Below are 16,568 nucleotides of genomic sequence, written 5' to 3'. Positions count from 1 at the left end.
GACTATTCCGCCGCTTCCTTGACCGGACCTGCGGCCGCGGTCTCGGGCTCGTGGTCGATGTGCGTACGGCCCCAGCGCGCGAAGGCGTTGTTGACCTTGTCGAGATAGAGATAGACGACCGGCGTGGTGAACAGCGTCAGCATCTGGCTGACGATCAGGCCGCCGACCATCGCATAGCCGAGCGGCTGGCGGATCTCCGAGCCGGTGCCGTTGCCGAGCATCAGGGGCACGCCGCCGAGCAGGGCTGCCATCGTCGTCATCATGATCGGACGGAAGCGCAGCAGGGCGGCCTGGCGGATCGACTGCTCGGGCGGCAGATGCTGGTCACGTTCGGCGGCGATGGCGAAGTCGACCATCATGATGCCGTTCTTCTTCACGATGCCGATCAGCAGAATGACGCCGATCAGCGCAATCAGGCTGAAATCGTAGCCGAACGCCATCAGGATCGCGAGCGCGCCGACGCCGGCCGAGGGCAGCGTCGAGAGAATCGTGATCGGGTGAATGTAGCTCTCGTAGAGGATGCCGAGGATCAGATAGACCACGACGAGGGCGGCGAGGATCAAGAGCGGCACGGTCGACAGCGACTGCTGGAACGCCTGCGCAGTGCCCTGAAAGCTCGAGTTCAAGGTTGCCGGCGCGCCGAGCTCGACCATCGCGCGCTGCACCGCATCGGTGGCTTGGCCGAGCGCGACGCCCTGGGCGAGGTTGAAGCTGATCGTGATCGACGGAAACTGACCCTGGTGGCTGATCGACAGCGGCCGCACCGGCACGTTGGTCCAACTGGCGAAGGTCGAGAGCGGCACCTGGTCGCCGGTGGTCGGCGATTTCACGTAGAGCTTGTTGAGCGTGTCGATATTGCCCTGCAGTTCAGGCAGGATCTCCAGGATCACGCGGTAGGAGTTGAGCTGGGTGAAGTACTGCGCGACCTGGCGCTGGCCGAACGCGTCATACAGCGTGTCGTCGATCAGCTGCGGCGAGATGCCGTACCGCGAGGCGGTGTCGCGGTTGATCGTGAGCTGCACGGTGGTGCCGTCGGCCTGCTGGTCGGTGGCGACGTCGCGCAGCTGCGGCAGCGAGCGCATCTTCTCCAAGATCTTCGGCGCCCACTCGTTGAGCTCGGCGAGATTGGAGTCCTGCAGCGTGAACTCGAACTGGGTTCGGGACGGCCGGCCGCCGAGGCGGACGTCCTGCGCGGCCTGCATGTAGAGCCGGGCTCCCTCGACCTTCTCGAGCTGCGGCCTCAGGCGTGCGATGATCTGCTGCGCCGATGCATCACGCTCGTCACGCGGCTTCAAAGTGATGAACAGATTGCCGGTATTGCCGGCGCGGCCGGAACCGCCGATCGCCATTGCGACGCTGGCTACGCCCGGATCATCCTGCACGATCTTGGCCAGCGCCTCCTGGCGCGACTGCATCGCCTTGAAGGAGATGTCCTGCGACGCCTCCGACGCGGCGGTGATCAGGCCGTTGTCCTGCTGCGGGAAGAAACCCTTGGGGATCAGCACGAACAGGTAGATCGACAGGCCGAGCGAGGCGAAGAACACCATCAGCGTGGCGAAGCGCCAGCGCAGTGCGATGTCCAATCCCTTCTCGTAGGCCCTGAGCAGCGCCTCGAAGCCGCGCTCGCTCCATTGGTAGAATTTGCCATGAGCCTGGTGGCCGCCGCGCAGGAAACGCGAGGCCATCATCGGCGTCAACGTCAGCGAGACGAACATCGAGACGAAGATCGTCATCGCCAGCACGACCGCGAATTCGCGGAACAGGCGCCCAATGATGCCGCCCATCAGCAGGAGCGGGATCAGCACGGCGACCAGCGAGATCGAGATCGAGACAATGGTGAAGCCGATCTCCTTGGCCCCCTTGTAGGCGGCAGCCATCGGGGACTCGCCTTCCTCGACATAGCGAGAGATGTTCTCGAGCATGACGATGGCGTCGTCGACGACGAAGCCGACCGCGATCGTCAGCGCCATCAGCGAGAGGTTGTCCAGTGAATAGCCGACCCCCCACATCATCGCGCAGGCGCCGAGCAGCGCGAGCGGCACGGTGATCGTCGGGATCACCGTGGCCCAGAAGCTGCGCAGGAAGATGAAGATGACCATGACCACGAGAAAGATGGTCAGGAGCAGCGTGAACTGGACGTCCTCGACCGCGGCACGGATGGTCGTCGTGCGATCCGACATCAGCTCGACCTTGATGGCCGGCGGGATCGCCGCAACAAGGCGCGGCAGCGTCGCCTTGATCTTGTCGACGGTTTCGATGACGTTGGCGCCAGGCTGCTTGAAGACCACCAGGAACACGCCGCGCTTGCCGTTGGCCCAGGCGGCCTGCTTGGCATCCTCCGGCCCGGTCACCGCCCGGCCAATGTCACGGACGCGCAACGGACCGCCATTGCGGTAGGCGATGATGACGTCGTTCCAGTCCTTCGATTCGGTGAGCTGGTCATTGGCGTAGATGGTGTAGGCCCGACGCTCGCCATCGATGTTGCCCTTCGGGCTGTCGACCGTGGTGATCGCGATCTGGCTGCGCACGTCCTCCATCGAGAGGCCCTTGGCGACCAGCTTGGCCGGGTCGATCTGGATACGGATCGACGGCTTCTGCTGGCCGCCGATGATCACCTGGGCAACACCCGAGATCTGGCTGATCTGCTGCGCGAGCTGCGCATCGACGGAGTCGGAGACCGTCGTCAGCGGCAGCGTCTCGGACGTGGCGGACAAGATCAGGATCGGCGCGTCCGCCGGGTTGACCTTGCGGTAGGTCGGCGGCGACGGCAGGGTCTTGGGCAACTGGCCCGAGGCAGCGTTGATGGCGCCCTGGACGTCGTTGGCGGCGCCGTCGATGTTGCGGTTCAGGTCGAACTGGATCGTGACCGATGCGGTGCCCAGGTAACTGGTCGATGTCATCTGGGCGATGCCGGGGATCTGTGCGAATTGCCGCTCCAGCGGCTGGGCGACCGAGGTCGCCATGGTCTCAGGGCTGGCGCCCGGCAGATTGGCGGTCACCTGGATGGTCGGGAAGTCGACCTGCGGCAGCGGTGCGACCGGCAGCAGGGGGTAGGCGACCAGGCCGATGAACAGGATACCTGCCATCAGCAGCGAGGTGCCGATGGGGTATTTGATGAAGGGTGCCGAGATGCCGCCGTTCATTCCTGCCGGACCTTAGCTGGCGCCGGCTCCGAGCTGGCCACCGCGGTGGTCACGACCGAGCCTGGCTGAACTTTGAATTGACCGCCGGTGATCACCTGCTGGCCGGGGGTCAACCCCTCTTCGACGACGGTACGGCCATCGAGCGAAACGCCGACCTTCACCTTGCGCAGCTCGGCCTTGCTGTCCGGGCTCACCGTGTAGGAATACAGCCCGTTGGTCGAATGCTGGACGGCGTCGTCGGGAACCACCGTGGCATCCTTCAGCGTCCGCACCAGCAGCCGCGTCGAGACCGACTGTCCGGGCCACAGCACGTGGTCCTTGTTGTCGAACACCGCCTTCAGCCGGATCGTTCCACTCGACGTGTCGACCTGGTTGTTCACGACCATCAGCTTGCCCTCGGCGAGCTGCTTCCTGCCGTCGGTGGTGAACGCGATCACCTTCAAGGGAGCGGTCTTCTGCGCCTCGTTGATGTAGGGCAACTGCTCCTCCGGCGCGGTGAAGATCACCGCGATCGGCTCGATCTGCGCGATCGAGACCATGCCGGTCTGGCTCGAGGCGTTGACGATATTGCCGATGTCGACCTGGCGGAGGCCGGCGACCCCGGAGATCGGCGCCTTGACCTGGGTGTAGCTGAGCTGGGTCTGGGCATTGGCGATCGCGGCGTCGTCGGCGGCGATCTGTGCCGTGAGCTGTGCGACGGTGGCGCGCTGGGTGTCCTGCTGCTGCCGGGTCGCGAACTCGCCGAGCTTGGTGGTGCGCTGCAAATCGAGATTGGCGTTGTTGAGATTGGCCTCGTCCTGCGCCCGCTTGGCCTTGGCCTGGTCGAGCGCGGCCTGGAACGGCCTCGGGTCGATCTCGACCAGCAGGTCGCCCTCTTTCACAAGCTGGCCTTCGGTGAAGGCGATCTTGTCGATCTGGCCGTCGACGCGGGTGCGGACCTGGACGGTGTTGAAGCCTTGCACGGTCCCCAGGCCGGTGAGGAAGACCGGGAAGTCCGTCTTCTCGACCGGCACGGTCGAGACCCGAACCGCCTGCGGTCGGGCCGATGTCTGCTCAGCGGTCTTCTTCGCTGCCTCGGCGCCCTGATGACGCTGCCAGCCGTAATAGCCGGCGCCGCCGAGAGCCGCGACAAGCAGGATCCAACCGAGGGTTCGTGATGTCTTCATGCTGGCCCATATGCTGAGACGAACAGGATAACCGGTCTTTAAAACCATTCCCAGCATGCCAGATATAGTACGCACGCAATTAATGTGTAAACACACGAGCGCGTGGACAAACCTAAACAATCGGCAAGCTTCGAGGAAGCGCAAGGGAGTTCACAGCCATGTCGCTGGATATGAGACGTCAGCTCGTTGCGCAGCTTGTCGAAAGCTCGCGCATCCTGCGCAACTATATTGATCATCGTGCCAAACAGCGCGGCACCACCCGCGCCCAATGGGTGGTGCTGTTTCGGCTGCGCGCGCATGAGGGGATGTCACAGGTCGATCTCGCAGAAGTGCTGGAACTGCAGCCGATTTCGCTGGTGCGTCTGCTCGACAGGCTGGTCGAGCAGGGGCTGCTGGAGCGCCGGCACGATCCGAGGGATCGCCGCGCGAACCGTCTCCATCTCACCGCCGCGGGACGAGAGCTCGTCGATGATCTCGACGAGCTGCGCGATGCGATCGCCGGCGACGTTCTGCACGACATTCCGGACGAGGCCGTAGCCACCAGCCTGTCCACGCTCAGGGACCTGAAGGATCGGATCAAGACGCTATCCGATCCGAAAGCCGAGGTGGCGCTCAAATAGCCGAGCCGCGGCGCAGACCGTTCTGATCCCATCTTGAGTTGCGTCGTATAATAAAACATCTTGAGTGCGAAAAATGGCGGGGAAGCTTGCCGTTGCCGCGGCGTGGCCTGCGCGAGAGCAGGGCGGTCTGCGGCGATCCTCTGCCGCCATCGTCGGCTGGCGCGCCGCGCCGGACCATTCGCCGGCCGCGCGGGTCTCTCGTGCGAATGCCGCACTCCGACCTATTCTCGCCGTCTTGTCGCGCCCGATGGGAGCTGATTAGAAGCCGATGGGTCCCGCCGCCGTCATGGCGCCGTCGGGCCGCGGCAGGATTCAACCGGAGCGAGGCTGTGTCGCTGACGATGCGCCGTGCGACGATAGCGAATGGGGAGCTCACGATGGAAGAACTGAATGGAAAGATGCTCGCGTGCCAGATCCTGGTCACTGGCCTGATCGCGCGCGTCGCCAACGAGCAGCGCGATCCGTTGCGCTTCCTGACCGATTTTCGCGATGAGATCAGGGCCGTCGTCAAGGGCGTGCGGATCGCGGGGATCGATGATTCCGATCGCGTGCGCCAGATCGCGGTGCAGACCGTGGACGAGCTGTTCTCGCTGATGAAGCCGCCGAGCCCCGACGAGCCGGCTGGCTCGTCGAACTGACCTGCGCCGGGGGTTACGCCCGGCGCAGTGCTGATTCGACGACAGCGCGAGTCAAATCGCGCTGTTTAGAACGATTTCAAGTTCCGCATGTTGTTAGTTGAGCGTTTTTAGAATTGTTTTGATCTGGAACTATTCAAGGCCAAATTAGGGCTCCTCAAATTGACCCCCTGAAACGCGCCCGATACCAACGACACATCGTCGCACTGCGAATGATCCGCGTAAGCGATGTGGAATGAAGATCTGGGGCGCGTGAAAATAAAATGGGACAGGTGATAGCACCGCGTTCGCTGCGTGGGGTCGCAGCGATGAGGTTCAATGACGGACGCGGAGAGGGGCCCTCCGTCACCAAGGTGTCGGCGGTGGCCGGGCTGATGGCGGTGGCATCGATGTCGTCGGCCGAGGCGCAACCGGCGTCCGACCTGCCGCCCGTCAACGTCGATGCGCCGATCGCGCGGGCCAAGCCGACGTCCTCCAAGCCGACCGCCGAGCAGGTCCGCGCGCGCAATGCCCTGCGCCGCGCGGCGGCCCGTCAGCAGGCGGCGCAGCAGGCCGCGGTGGCGTTCCCGAACGCAGGCGGACTGTCCGCGCCGGACGCCAACCCCTACGCGGACGCAGCCGAGCCCTACAAGGTCAACCGCGTGCAGGCGTCGGGCAAGTTTCCCGAGCCGCTCCTGAACACGCCGAAGACGATCACCGTGATGAGCAAGGAAGTGCTTGCCGACAAGCACGTCACCGCGCTCAAGGAGATCGGCCGTTCGACCGCCGGCGTCACGCTCGGCTCGGGCGAGGGCGGCAATGCGTTCGGCGACCGCTTCTTCATTCGCGGCTTCGATGCCCGCAACGACGTCTTCATCGACGGCATCCGCGATCCCGCGGTGTCGATCCGCGAGAACTTCTTCACCGAGCAGATCGAGATCCTGCGCGGTCCGGCCTCGTCCTATGCCGGCCGCGGCACCGCCGGCGGTGCCATCAACATCGTCACCAAGCAGGCTGGCGATACGAACTTCAAGCGGATGGATACCGAGTTCGGCACCGACCAGCAGAAGCGCGTCACGCTCGACGTGAACCAGGTGATCTCGCCGACCTTCTCGGTGCGCACCGGCGGCCTGTTCCAGGACTCCAATGTGGCGGGGCGCAACTTCGTCACCGATGACCGCTGGGGCGCCTTCCTCTCGACCAAGTGGACGCCGATCGACGATCTCAAGATCACGACGAACTATGTCCATACCGATCTGTCGGGTTATCCGGATTTCGGCGTGCCCTACTACAAGCAGGGCAACGTCCCCGTGACCTCGGCAGGCATTCCGCGCGGCACTTGGTATGGCTTCCTCAATCGCGACTTCCAGACCGCGCGGCAGGATTTCGGCACTGCCGCAGCCGAGTACAAGGTCAACGAGGCGATCACCCTCAGCAGCAAGTTCCGCGGCGAGCACTCGCTTCTCAACTATATCGGCACGTTGCCGCAGGGCCCCAACACGACCAGCCCGAATCCGCTGCTCTGGACCACGACGGCGAGCGCACAGAGCCGATACCAGACGGTGGACGTGTGGGCCAACCAGAACGATGCGACGTTCAAGCTCGATACCGGCGGCGTCAAGCACACCGCGGTGCTCGGCACCGAGTTCTCGAACGAGAACATCTCGATCGATCGCTACACCGGACTCTCGTCCGAATTGTTCGGCGGCGGCTCGACCAGCTCGGGCGCGGTTACCGGCGTCAACGTGTACTCGCCGCAATACACCTACATCCCATTCAGCAATACGCCGTCGCTGATCGGCAACCCGACGCGCTACGGCGTCAACACCAACAGCGTCTACGTCATGGACACGGCCAACTGGCAGGACACGGTCATCCTGAACGGTGGGGTGCGCTATGACGGCTACAATATGAGCTCGTCGACCAATTCGCCGAAATACCTCAAGATGAACGCCGACCTGGTCAACTACAATGTCGGCCTGGTCTACAAGCCGATGCCGATCGGCAGCATCTACGCGGCCTATGCGACCTCGGCCAATCCGTTCGGCTCCGAACTCGACGCCACCGGCACCGATTACGGCGGCGTGCCCGCCAACACCGCGGTCCTGCTCGGACCGGAGCGCAACAAGGCGGCCGAGCTCGGCACCAAATGGGAGCTGGTCGACCGCCATCTGCTGGTCTCAGCCGCGCTGTTCCAGACCACCAAGGACAATGCCCGCGAGACCGTCGGCGGCCTGCTCACCTCGGGCGCGGCCTACCGCATCCAGGGCATCGACATCGAGGCGGAAGGCAAGCTCACCGATCGCTGGAGCATCTTCGGCGGCCTGGTGCTGATGCAGTCGAAGGTCACGCAGAGCGGCGTCGCCTCCAACATCGGCCTGCAGCTCGCCAACATCGCGCATCAGTCGTTCAGCATGCTGTCGAAGTACAAGCTCGACAATGGCTGGGAGATCGGCGGGCAGGCGGTCTACCGCTCCAAGGTCTATGGCGGCACCTTCGCGGCCAACACCGGCAACGAGCTGCCGAGCTACTGGCGCTTCGACGCCTTCGTCGAGAAGAAGCTCGACGCGAACTGGACCATGAAGCTCTATGCCCAGAACCTGACCAACAAGCTGTACTACGACACGCTGTATCGGAGCGCGGTGCCGTTCGTCGCCGTGGCCCCGGGGCGCGCCTTTTACATCGTCACCACTGCGAAGTTCTGATCATGCTGATCTGCATCCCGGACGTTCTGTCGAAAGACGAGGTCGCCGACTTCCGCCGCGTCATGGATGAGGCGGAGTGGGAGGACGGCCGCTCGACGGCCGGGGCGCAGTCGGCCATGGTCAAGCGCAACGAGCAGTTGCCGCCCGACGGCGAGGCGGCGCGGGTGCTGGGCAAGCGCATCATCACGGCACTGACGAAGAATCCGCGCTTCCTGTCGGCGGCGATCCCGCTGCAGATCTTTCCGCCTCTGTTCAACCGCTACACCGCCTCGCGCGGCGACCATTTCGGCATCCATGTCGACAATGCCGTGCGCGGCGATCCGCTGACCGGCCTGCGCATCCGCACCGATCTGTCGATGACCTTGTTCCTGGCCGAGCCCGACAGCTATGACGGTGGCGAGCTTGTGATCGAGGACACCTACGGCTCGCACGAAGTCAAGTTGCCCGCGGGGCACGCGGTGCTGTATCCGTCATCGAGCCTTCACATGGTCACGCCGGTCACGCGCGGCGCCCGGGTCGCCTCTTTTTTCTGGATGCAGAGCATGATACGGGATGCCCACGTCCGGAGCATGATCTTCGATCTGGACGCGGCGATCCAGAGCTTGGCTGACCGCCTCGGGAGGGACGATCCCGATGCTGTCAAGCTGACCGGCATCTATCACAATCTGATCCGGCAATGGGCCGAGGTCTAATGGGCCGAGATATGATGACATCGTTCCTCGTTAGGTTTGCAATCGTCCTGTCATGTCTGTCTGTTGCTGCGGGGCTACCTGCACATGCGCAGCAGGAGCCGGCCAGGTCCGCCCCGGCGGTCTCGACCGATCTGTCCGCGCCGGCGCCGGGCACAGCCCTGACGATGGCCCCTCCCGCGTCGGGACAGGTCGCCCCAACGGCTGCCGCCCCGGTGGGCATCGAGACCGGCGCCCGCGGTGGCAAGTCGGTGACCACCGGGCTGGACGAGCTGTCGCCGTTCGGCATGTTTCTCAAGGCCGACATCGTCGTCAAAGCGGTCATGATCATGCTGGCGCTGGCCTCGATCGCAAGCTGGACGATCCTGATCGCCAAGAGCCTCGAATTCTCCGTCCTGCGCCGACGGCTGGTCGGCGCGCTGCGCAAGCTGACCGGGGCGAAGTCGCTGGCCGAGGCCCATCTTGCGCTTGGTCAAGGCAAGACCGTCGCGGCATTGCTGCTGCAGGCGGCGATATCAGAGGCACGGCTGTCGGCCGGGCTCGGCAGTGACGAGGGCATCAAGGAGCGCGCAGCCTCGAGCTTCACCGAAATCGTTCGCGCCGAAGCGCGCAGGGTCCGCACCGGCATGGGCCTGCTCGCCACCGTCGGCGCGATCTCGCCCTTCGTCGGACTGTTCGGTACCGTCTGGGGCATCATGAACAGCTTCATCGGCATTTCCAAATCGCAGACCACCAACCTCGCGGTGGTCGCGCCGGGCATCGCGGAAGCGCTGCTGGCGACCGCGATCGGTCTTGCCGCGGCGATTCCGGCCGTGATCATCTACAATCACTTCTCGCGGGTCACGAAGGGCTATCTCGAGCTCGTCAACCGCGCCTCCGGCACCACCGGACGATTGCTGTCGCGCGATCTCGATCGCAGCCATACCGGCCTTCACGTCCGGGCGGCGGAGTAGCCGAGGATGGCCGTCTCGCTCGCCGAAGGCGATCTCGACGACGATTTCGACGAGACCCATGACATCAACGTGACGCCGTTCATCGACGTCATCCTGGTGCTGCTGATCATCTTCATGGTGGCCGCGCCGCTCTCGACCGTCGACCTGCCGATCGACCTGCCGTCCTCGAGCGCCACGCCGCAGAAGAAGCCGGACAAGCCGACCTACGTCTCGATCAAGCCGGACCTGTCGCTGGCGATCGGGGAAAATCTGGTCAAGCGCGTCGATCTCGTGCGCGAGCTCGATGCCATGACCGATCAGCCGAAGGACCGGCCGATCTTCCTGCGCGCTGACAAGCTGGTGCCCTATGGCGAGCTGATGGGCGTCCTGGAACTGCTGCGCGCCGGCGGTTACACCAAGATCAAGCTGGTGGCGCTGGAAGCGCCGCCTGCCGCGGCCGTGCAGGTGCCGCCGGCCCAGCCCGCGCAGCCGTGAGGAGCGCCGGCTTGTGATGAGCGACCTCGACATCGGGCACTCCCCCTCGCGCCGTCTCTGGTTTCTGGCGATCATGGGCGCGCTGATCCTGCATGTCGGCGGGGCCGCGCTGGCGCTGACGCATCTGAACGACGATGAGGACGCCGGCGGCCTCGGCGCGGCGGGCGCCGAGGTCATCGACATCGATATGGGCTCGCCGAAGGTCGAGGACGACGAGGTTCCGGTCGGACAGGACTCGGTGGCGCAGACCGCCGCTCCGCAGATGCAGGAGCAGAAGGCCGAGGTCGAGCAGACCGATCTGCAGAAGGATGTCCCGACCACGACCGAGGAGGCCGACCGCGAGGTCACGACCTCTGACGTGAAGAAGCCGACCGAGGAGCAGAAAGTCGCGACGGTCCAGACACAGGCGTCGGAGGCGCAGGAAGCCTCCGAAGACAGCGCGCGCAAGGCCCTGGACGAGAAGGTTCCTGAAGCCGAGAAGACCAAAGCGCCGAATGCCGGTATCGGCAAGGACGTGCAAAGGCTGACGGCCAATTGGGGCCGCAAGATCAGCGCCTATTTCGAACTGCACAAGAAGTATCCATCCGGAAAGAAGGCCGCTGCCCAGCTCAAGCTGGCGCTCGTGCTCAATCGGCTCGGCCGTGTCGTCTCGGTGGACGTCAAGGAAACGTCCGGCGATCCGGAGTTCGATCAGGCCGCCCTCAGCATGGTCCGCCGTTCGGATCCCGTGCCAAAGCCTCCCGCGGGCCTCACCGACGACGAGTTCTCCTTCATCCTGCCGGTCAAGTTCAACCCGCCGAAATGAGCGGGTGGGGTTCGGCTGACCTCACTGCCAATACAGCCTGACTCCGACATAGAACACGCAGAGCGCGGCGAAGATCAGCGCAACCGGCAGCTTGCGCGGAGCGGTCGTCCCGCTTTGCGCCGCCTTCTTCGGCGGCAGCTTGCGGAAGGCGGTGACATTGCCGGTCACCGGCTCGGCGGCGACCGGCTTGACCTCGGGCGGGGCGCCGCCGCCGCCCATCTCGGCATAATAGGCCTTGTACATCTCGCGGATGGTGGCCTCGGTCGCCTCGTCCTCCGGCATGTCGCCGAGGCGGGCCTTGTAGCTTGCCAGGAAGTCCTGCGCCGCCGGCGGCAGGCCGGAGGCGCCGTTCAGCTTGGCGATCATCTTCCAGGTCGCGAAATCGGCACGGGCGCGGGTGTCGGCGCGGCGTGCGATCATCATATCAGCGGCTTTGACCAAGAGTGCCTCGGGGCTCGTTCGTTACCATCCCTGACGGGTAGATCTAGACATTACCCGTCAATAGCAGAAGCAGCTGCTTCAGAGAATCGGTCGTGGCGCGGAGCAGCCCCGACACGAGATCAAGATTGAGACCAAATTGGGAACCCGCCAGCGGCAGGAGGATCAGACATCCGATCAGAATCAGCATGCCATACGGCTCGAGCCGGGCAAGCGGCCGCGCCAGCGCCGCCGGCAGCACGCCCACCGCGACCCGGCCGCCATCGAGCGGCGGTATCGGGAGCATGTTGAACACGGCAAGCAGGATGTTGAACGAGAAAATATTCCACAGATTGCTGGCCACCCACCGCGCCGCCTCCGGTGGAACCAGCGGCAGGGCGTGGAACGCCAGTCCGGCCGCCAGCGCCAGCGCGATGTTGGTGGCCGGTCCGGCCAGCGCCACCATCACCATGCCGGCGCGCAGCGGCTTCAGATTGCGAAAATCGACCGGCACCGGCTTGGCGTAGCCGAACAGGAACGGCGAGCCGGACAGCAGCAGCATGCCCGGCAGCAGGACGGTGCCGAACGGATCGATGTGCTTGAGCGGGTTGAAGCTGACGCGACCGAGTCGCAACGCGGTGTCGTCGCCGAACCGCCAGGCGACGAAGGCGTGAGCAGCCTCATGAAAGGTGATGGCGATGATGATCGGCAGGATCCAGACGGAGATGCCGTAGAGCGAGATGTTCAAGGATCGGGGTTCCGGACGCGTTACCGCCTTACATAGGCACGATGGTTCCCCGATGCTACGCGGGATTCTCCGGAAATTGCGGCAGGCCGTCGCTGAGCTGCACCCAATCCATCTTTTCCGAGACCCAGATGTGCTCGGTCGGGGCAAAGGCGTTGCGGTCGTCGAAGCAGGCCAGGGCCACGCCGACAACCGGGCGCGTCTTGCGCCATGAGAACAGCCTGACGCCGCAGCGCGGGCAGAACATGCGATCGAGCGCGTCGGAGGAGGGGAAGCGCGCGGTTTCGCCGGTGATCGTCAGCGCGTCGTGCGCGAACAGCGCGCGGGCGAAGAACGGCGCACCCGTCGCCCGCTGGCAGTTGCGGCAGTGGCAGACGCGCACGTTGATCGGCTCGCCGGTGCATCGGAAGCGCACCGCGCCGCAGAAGCAGCCGCCGTGGTGGGTCATCAGGCAAGCTCCATGGGTCAGAAATCCGTGTCGTCAGCGAGACGTGTAGGGTGGGCAAAGGCGCGAGGCAGTCATGCCTGTGTTCTCGCAAAATCTCCCGCGCGCTGTGCCCACCGTCCTTATGGGCGAAAGCCGATGGTGGGCACGTCGCCGTCTGCGACGGCGCCTTTGCCCACCCTACACAAGGGACGTACCAAACTAATAAGTCGCGCGGCCGCCGGAAATGTCGAATACGGCGCCGGTCGAGAACGAGCACTCTTCCGAGGCGAGCCACGACACCAGCGCGGCGAGCTCTTCCACCAGCACGAAGCGGCCTTTCGGGATCTTCGACAGCATGAAGTTGATGTGCGCTTCCGTCATCTGGTCGAAGATGGCAGTCTTCGCCGCGGCGGGCGTCACCGCATTGACCGTGATGTTGTGCTGCGCCAGCTCCTTGCCGAGCGACTTTGTCAGCGCGATCAGGCCAGCTTTGGACGCCGAGTAGTGCGCAGCGTTCGGGTTGCCCTCCTTGCCGGCGATCGAGGCGATGTTGACGATGCGGCCATAGCCCTGCTTCAGCATCACCGGCACGATTGCCTTGGCGCAGATGAAGGGACCGTCGAGATTGATGCGCAGCACCTTGCGCCATTCCTCGAGATCGGTCTCCCACACCGTCTTGTTGATGCCGGCGATGCCGGCATTGTTGACCAGGATGTCGATGCTGCCGAACGCGGCCAGCGTCGCGTCACGGGCGCCTTCGACCGCTTGGGTGTCGGTGACGTCGACCTGCAGCGCCAGCACCTCCGGACCGATCGCCTGCGCGGTCTTCTCCGCCAGCGCGATGTCGTGATCCCAGATCGCGACCTTCGCGCCCGACGACTTGAAGCGCTCGGTGATGGCGCGGCCAAAACCTTGCGCGCCGCCGGTGACCACGGCGCAGCGGTTGGTAAGGTCGATGTGGTTCATGATGTTTCCCCGGTCGATCTTTGTTGTCGTCATTCCGGAGCGCGCGCAGCGCGAACCCGGAATCTCGAGATTCCGGGTTCAGCCCTGCGGGCTGCCCCGGAATGACGGAGCAGAACTACAGCGTCCAGCCGCCGTCGATGGTATGCGCGACGCCGGTCGTGAACGCGCTCTCGTCGCTGGCAAGATAGACCGCGAGATGGGCGATCTCCTCCGCCGTGCCGAGCCGGCCCATCGGCTGGCGCGAGATGAACATCTCCAGCCCGTTCGGGCCGGCCGAGGCCGCGCGTCCCAGCATCGAGGGCGTTTCGATCGTGCCCGGGCAGATGCAGTTGCAGCGGATCTTCTTGCCGACGAAATCGGCTGCGACCGAGCGCGTCAGCGCCGCCACGGCCGCCTTGGTCGCACCGTAGACGTAGCGGTTCGGTGCCGCCTTGAACACGCCCGCGGCGGAGGCGATGTTGACGATGGCGCCGCCGCCCTGATCGAGCATCTTCGGCAGGAAGGCGCGGATCGTGCGATGCATCGACTTGACGTTCAGATCGAACGAGAAATCCCAGTCGTCGTCGGAGCAGTCGAGGATTGTGCCGTTATGCACGAAGCCGGCGGCATTGAGCAGGATCTCGACCTTGCCGACCCGCTCGGCCATCGCGTTCACGGCCGCGGTGTTGCGCACGTCGAGCGTCGCGACCTCGGCAATGCCTTCGCTCTTCAGCGTGTTCAGGCCGTTCTCATCGATGTCGGTGGCGAACACGGTGGCGCCTTGACGCGCGAAGGCAATGGCACAGGCGCGGCCGATGCCGGCAGCGGCGGCAGTGACGAAGGCGCGCTTGCCCTTGAGACGGTCGGACATGGAGTCTCCCTTGGGAATTGACTTCTTAGTTATCGTCATTCCGGGACATCGCGAAGCGATGGGCCCGGAATCCATAACCACGATCGGGAGTATGGATTCCGGGCTCGCGCTTCGCGCGCCCCGGAATGACGGCAGTTGGGTCTAGTGATTATGCCTTGCCACACCCACGGTGCCGGCGATGTTGTGATAGCGCGTGGCAAGCTCCATGCAGGCGCCGGTGGCCTGCTGGCCGACGGTGTTGCGATAGAGCTCCTGCCATGGCGTCTGGTTGGCGGGGTGCGGGAAGCCGCCCTTGGCCTTCAGCTCGGCGCGCCGCTTCGCAAGCTCCTCGTCCGAGATCAGGATATTGGCCGAGCCCTTGTTGAGGTCGATGCGCACGCGATCGCCGGTCTTGAGGATTGCGAGCCCGCCATCGGCGGCGGCCTCCGGCGACGCATTGAGAATCGACGGTGAGCCCGAGGTGCCGGACTGCCGGCCGTCGCCAATGCAGGGCAGGGACAGGATGCCGCGCTTGATCAGCGCCGCCGGCGGCTGCATGTTCACGACCTCGGCACCGCCGGGATAGCCGATCGGACCGGCGCCGCGGATGAACAGCACGCAGTGCTCGTCGATCGCAAGCTGCTCATCATCGATGCGGTCGTGATAGTCCTCAGGCCCCTCGAACACGATGGCGCGGCCCTCGAAGGCGTTCGGGTCCTTCGGATTGCTGAGATAGCGGTTGCGGAACTCCTTGGAGATCACGCTGGTCTTCATGATCGCGGAATCGAACAGGTTGCCGCGCAGCACCAGGAAGCCGGCATCCTTCACCAGCGGCTTGTCGTAGGACCAGATCACGTCGCCGTCGGGCTTCGCTGCCTCGCGGCAATTCTCACCCATGCTGCGGCCGTTGACGGTGATGACGTCCTCGTGGATGCGCTTGTGCCGCATCAACTCGCCGATCACGGCCGGCACGCCGCCGGCGCGATGGAATTCCTCGCCGAGATAGAAGCCGGCCGGCTGCATGTTGACGAGCAGCGGCACGTCGTGGCCGACCTTCTGCCAGTCGTCGATGTCGAGCTCGACGCCGACATGGCGCGCCAGCGCGTTGATATGGATCGGCGCGTTGGTCGAGCCGCCGATCGCGGAGTTGGCGACGATGCAGTTCTCGAACGCCTTGCGTGTCAGGATGTCGGATGGCTTCAGGTCTTCCCACACCATGTCGACGATGCGCGTTCCGGTCTCGTAGGCGATCTGGCCGCGCTCGCGATAGGGCGCGGGGATCGCGGCGCAGCCGGGCAGGGACATGCCGAGCGCCTCGGCCAGCGCATTCATCGTCGACGCCGTGCCCATGGTGTTGCAATGGCCAACCGACGGCGCCGAGGAGGCGACGATCTCCATGAACTCCTCATAGCCGATCTCGCCGGCGGCGAGCCGCTCGCGCGACTTCCACACCACGGTGCCGGAGCCGGTGCGCTGCCCCTCGTGCCAGCCGTTCAGCATCGGGCCGCCCGACAGCACGATGGCGGGGATGTTCACGGTTGCCGCGGCCATCAGGCAGGCCGGCGTCGTCTTGTCGCAGCCGGTCGTCAGCACCACGCCGTCGAGCGGATAGCCGAACAGGATTTCGACCAGGCCGAGATAAGCGAGGTTGCGGTCGAGCGCGGCCGTCGGGCGCTTGCCGGTCTCCTGGATCGGATGGGTCGGAAATTCCATCGCGATGCCGCCGGCGGCGCGGATGCCCTCGCGGACGCGGTGCGCCAGCTCGATGTGGTGGCGGTTGCAGGGCGAGAGATCGTTGCCGGTCTGGGCAATGCCGATGATCGGCTTGCCCGACTGCAGCTCAGCCCGGGTCAGGCCGTAATTCAGATAGCGCTCGAGATAGAGCGCGGTCATGCCCGGATTGTGCGGATCGTTGAACCACGCCTGCGAGCGCAGCTTGCGGCTTTTGTCAGCGCCGTTGCCGGCATGCCCGTTCGAGTTCGTCATGTGTTTTCTCCCGCAGTGCAAACGTGGCG

At 64.9% G+C, this 16,568-nt stretch carries 15 protein-coding genes; 7 read left to right on the top strand and 8 right to left on the bottom strand.

Features of this window, described 5'->3' with window-relative positions:
• Positions 1 to 2: 2 nt before the first annotated feature.
• Positions 3 to 3,143, bottom strand: a complete 3,141-nt coding sequence (locus QW861_RS03300; RefSeq protein WP_315749712.1) for a multidrug efflux RND transporter permease subunit — start codon at positions 3,141 to 3,143, stop codon at positions 3 to 5.
• Positions 3,140 to 4,309, bottom strand: a complete 1,170-nt coding sequence (locus tag QW861_RS03295) for an efflux RND transporter periplasmic adaptor subunit (protein ID WP_315714473.1) — start codon at positions 4,307 to 4,309, stop codon at positions 3,140 to 3,142. The genes QW861_RS03300 and QW861_RS03295 overlap by 4 nt, the downstream gene beginning before the upstream one ends.
• Positions 4,310 to 4,467: 158 nt before the next feature.
• Between QW861_RS03295 and QW861_RS03290 the strand changes: the two genes are divergently transcribed.
• The 7 genes from QW861_RS03290 to QW861_RS03260 all read left to right on the top strand — a co-directional run bounded on the left by QW861_RS03290 (position 4,468) and on the right by QW861_RS03260 (position 11,169).
• Positions 4,468 to 4,929: a MarR family transcriptional regulator gene (locus QW861_RS03290; RefSeq protein ID WP_315749714.1), complete on the top strand. Its 462-nt coding sequence runs from the start codon at positions 4,468 to 4,470 to the stop codon at positions 4,927 to 4,929.
• Between the two features lie 377 nt (positions 4,930 to 5,306).
• Positions 5,307 to 5,567, top strand: coding sequence for a hypothetical protein (locus QW861_RS03285; protein ID WP_315749715.1), 261 nt, complete (start codon positions 5,307 to 5,309; stop codon positions 5,565 to 5,567).
• Positions 5,568 to 5,827: 260 nt separating this feature from the next.
• Complete coding sequence (locus QW861_RS03280) at positions 5,828 to 8,248, top strand: TonB-dependent receptor (RefSeq protein ID WP_316192714.1); 2,421 nt, start codon at positions 5,828 to 5,830, stop codon at positions 8,246 to 8,248.
• A gap of 2 nt (positions 8,249 to 8,250) precedes the next feature.
• Positions 8,251 to 8,940, top strand: a complete 690-nt coding sequence (locus QW861_RS03275) for a Fe2+-dependent dioxygenase (protein ID WP_316192713.1) — start codon at positions 8,251 to 8,253, stop codon at positions 8,938 to 8,940.
• An 11-nt stretch (positions 8,941 to 8,951) separates the two neighbouring features.
• Positions 8,952 to 9,890 (top strand): tonB-system energizer ExbB, encoded by a 939-nt coding sequence (exbB, locus tag QW861_RS03270; protein ID WP_316192712.1) that lies wholly within the window; start codon positions 8,952 to 8,954, stop codon positions 9,888 to 9,890.
• 6 nt (positions 9,891 to 9,896) lie between these two features.
• A complete protein-coding gene (exbD, locus tag QW861_RS03265) occupies positions 9,897 to 10,364 on the top strand; it encodes a TonB system transport protein ExbD (protein WP_316192711.1) in 468 nt (155 codons plus the stop codon).
• A 16-nt stretch (positions 10,365 to 10,380) separates the two neighbouring features.
• Positions 10,381 to 11,169, top strand: a complete 789-nt coding sequence (locus QW861_RS03260) for a TonB family protein (protein WP_315714466.1) — start codon at positions 10,381 to 10,383, stop codon at positions 11,167 to 11,169.
• A 21-nt stretch (positions 11,170 to 11,190) separates the two neighbouring features.
• Here the strand turns inward: QW861_RS03260 and QW861_RS03255 are convergent, their stop codons facing one another.
• From QW861_RS03255 to QW861_RS03230, 6 genes are all read right to left on the bottom strand, one after another.
• A complete protein-coding gene (locus QW861_RS03255; protein ID WP_316192784.1) occupies positions 11,191 to 11,592 on the bottom strand; it encodes a hypothetical protein in 402 nt (133 codons plus the stop codon).
• A 61-nt stretch (positions 11,593 to 11,653) separates the two neighbouring features.
• A complete protein-coding gene (locus QW861_RS03250; RefSeq protein WP_315714465.1) occupies positions 11,654 to 12,334 on the bottom strand; it encodes a site-2 protease family protein in 681 nt (226 codons plus the stop codon).
• 55 nt (positions 12,335 to 12,389) lie between these two features.
• On the bottom strand, positions 12,390 to 12,779 hold the full coding sequence (locus QW861_RS03245; protein ID WP_316192710.1) for a GFA family protein: 390 nt from the start codon (positions 12,777 to 12,779) through the stop codon (positions 12,390 to 12,392).
• Positions 12,780 to 12,977: 198 nt separating this feature from the next.
• Positions 12,978 to 13,724 (bottom strand): SDR family NAD(P)-dependent oxidoreductase, encoded by a 747-nt coding sequence (locus QW861_RS03240; protein WP_316164597.1) that lies wholly within the window; start codon positions 13,722 to 13,724, stop codon positions 12,978 to 12,980.
• Between the two features lie 115 nt (positions 13,725 to 13,839).
• Positions 13,840 to 14,574, bottom strand: coding sequence for an SDR family oxidoreductase (locus tag QW861_RS03235; protein ID WP_315714462.1), 735 nt, complete (start codon positions 14,572 to 14,574; stop codon positions 13,840 to 13,842).
• A gap of 141 nt (positions 14,575 to 14,715) precedes the next feature.
• Entirely contained in the window at positions 14,716 to 16,539 is a 1,824-nt protein-coding gene (locus tag QW861_RS03230) for an IlvD/Edd family dehydratase (protein WP_316192709.1), read from the bottom strand.
• Between the last annotated feature and the right edge of the window lie 29 nt (positions 16,540 to 16,568).

Origin of the sequence: Bradyrhizobium sp. SZCCHNRI1029, assembly GCF_032487555.1 — a bacterium.
Taxonomy (GTDB): domain Bacteria; phylum Pseudomonadota; class Alphaproteobacteria; order Rhizobiales; family Xanthobacteraceae; genus Bradyrhizobium.
This window is presented reverse-complemented; position numbering and strand designations above follow the sequence as displayed.

Excerpts from the sequence above, each read along its gene's own strand:
- QW861_RS03300 (WP_315749712.1), bottom strand. The coding sequence starts at position 3,143 with ATGAACGGCGGCATCTCGGCACCCTTCATCAAATACCCCATCGGCACC.
- QW861_RS03295 (WP_315714473.1), bottom strand. The coding sequence starts at position 4,309 with ATGAAGACATCACGAACCCTCGGTTGGATCCTGCTTGTCGCGGCTCTC.
- QW861_RS03290 (WP_315749714.1), top strand. The coding sequence starts at position 4,468 with ATGTCGCTGGATATGAGACGTCAGCTCGTTGCGCAGCTTGTCGAAAGC.
- QW861_RS03285 (WP_315749715.1), top strand. The coding sequence starts at position 5,307 with ATGGAAGAACTGAATGGAAAGATGCTCGCGTGCCAGATCCTGGTCACT.
- QW861_RS03280 (WP_316192714.1), top strand. The coding sequence starts at position 5,828 with ATGGGACAGGTGATAGCACCGCGTTCGCTGCGTGGGGTCGCAGCGATG.
- QW861_RS03275 (WP_316192713.1), top strand. The coding sequence starts at position 8,251 with ATGCTGATCTGCATCCCGGACGTTCTGTCGAAAGACGAGGTCGCCGAC.
- exbB (WP_316192712.1), top strand. The coding sequence starts at position 8,952 with ATGATGACATCGTTCCTCGTTAGGTTTGCAATCGTCCTGTCATGTCTG.
- exbD (WP_316192711.1), top strand. The coding sequence starts at position 9,897 with ATGGCCGTCTCGCTCGCCGAAGGCGATCTCGACGACGATTTCGACGAG.
- QW861_RS03260 (WP_315714466.1), top strand. The coding sequence starts at position 10,381 with ATGAGCGACCTCGACATCGGGCACTCCCCCTCGCGCCGTCTCTGGTTT.
- QW861_RS03255 (WP_316192784.1), bottom strand. The coding sequence starts at position 11,592 with ATGATGATCGCACGCCGCGCCGACACCCGCGCCCGTGCCGATTTCGCG.
- QW861_RS03245 (WP_316192710.1), bottom strand. The coding sequence starts at position 12,779 with ATGACCCACCACGGCGGCTGCTTCTGCGGCGCGGTGCGCTTCCGATGC.
- QW861_RS03240 (WP_316164597.1), bottom strand. The coding sequence starts at position 13,724 with ATGAACCACATCGACCTTACCAACCGCTGCGCCGTGGTCACCGGCGGC.
- QW861_RS03235 (WP_315714462.1), bottom strand. The coding sequence starts at position 14,574 with ATGTCCGACCGTCTCAAGGGCAAGCGCGCCTTCGTCACTGCCGCCGCT.
- QW861_RS03230 (WP_316192709.1), bottom strand. The coding sequence starts at position 16,539 with ATGACGAACTCGAACGGGCATGCCGGCAACGGCGCTGACAAAAGCCGC.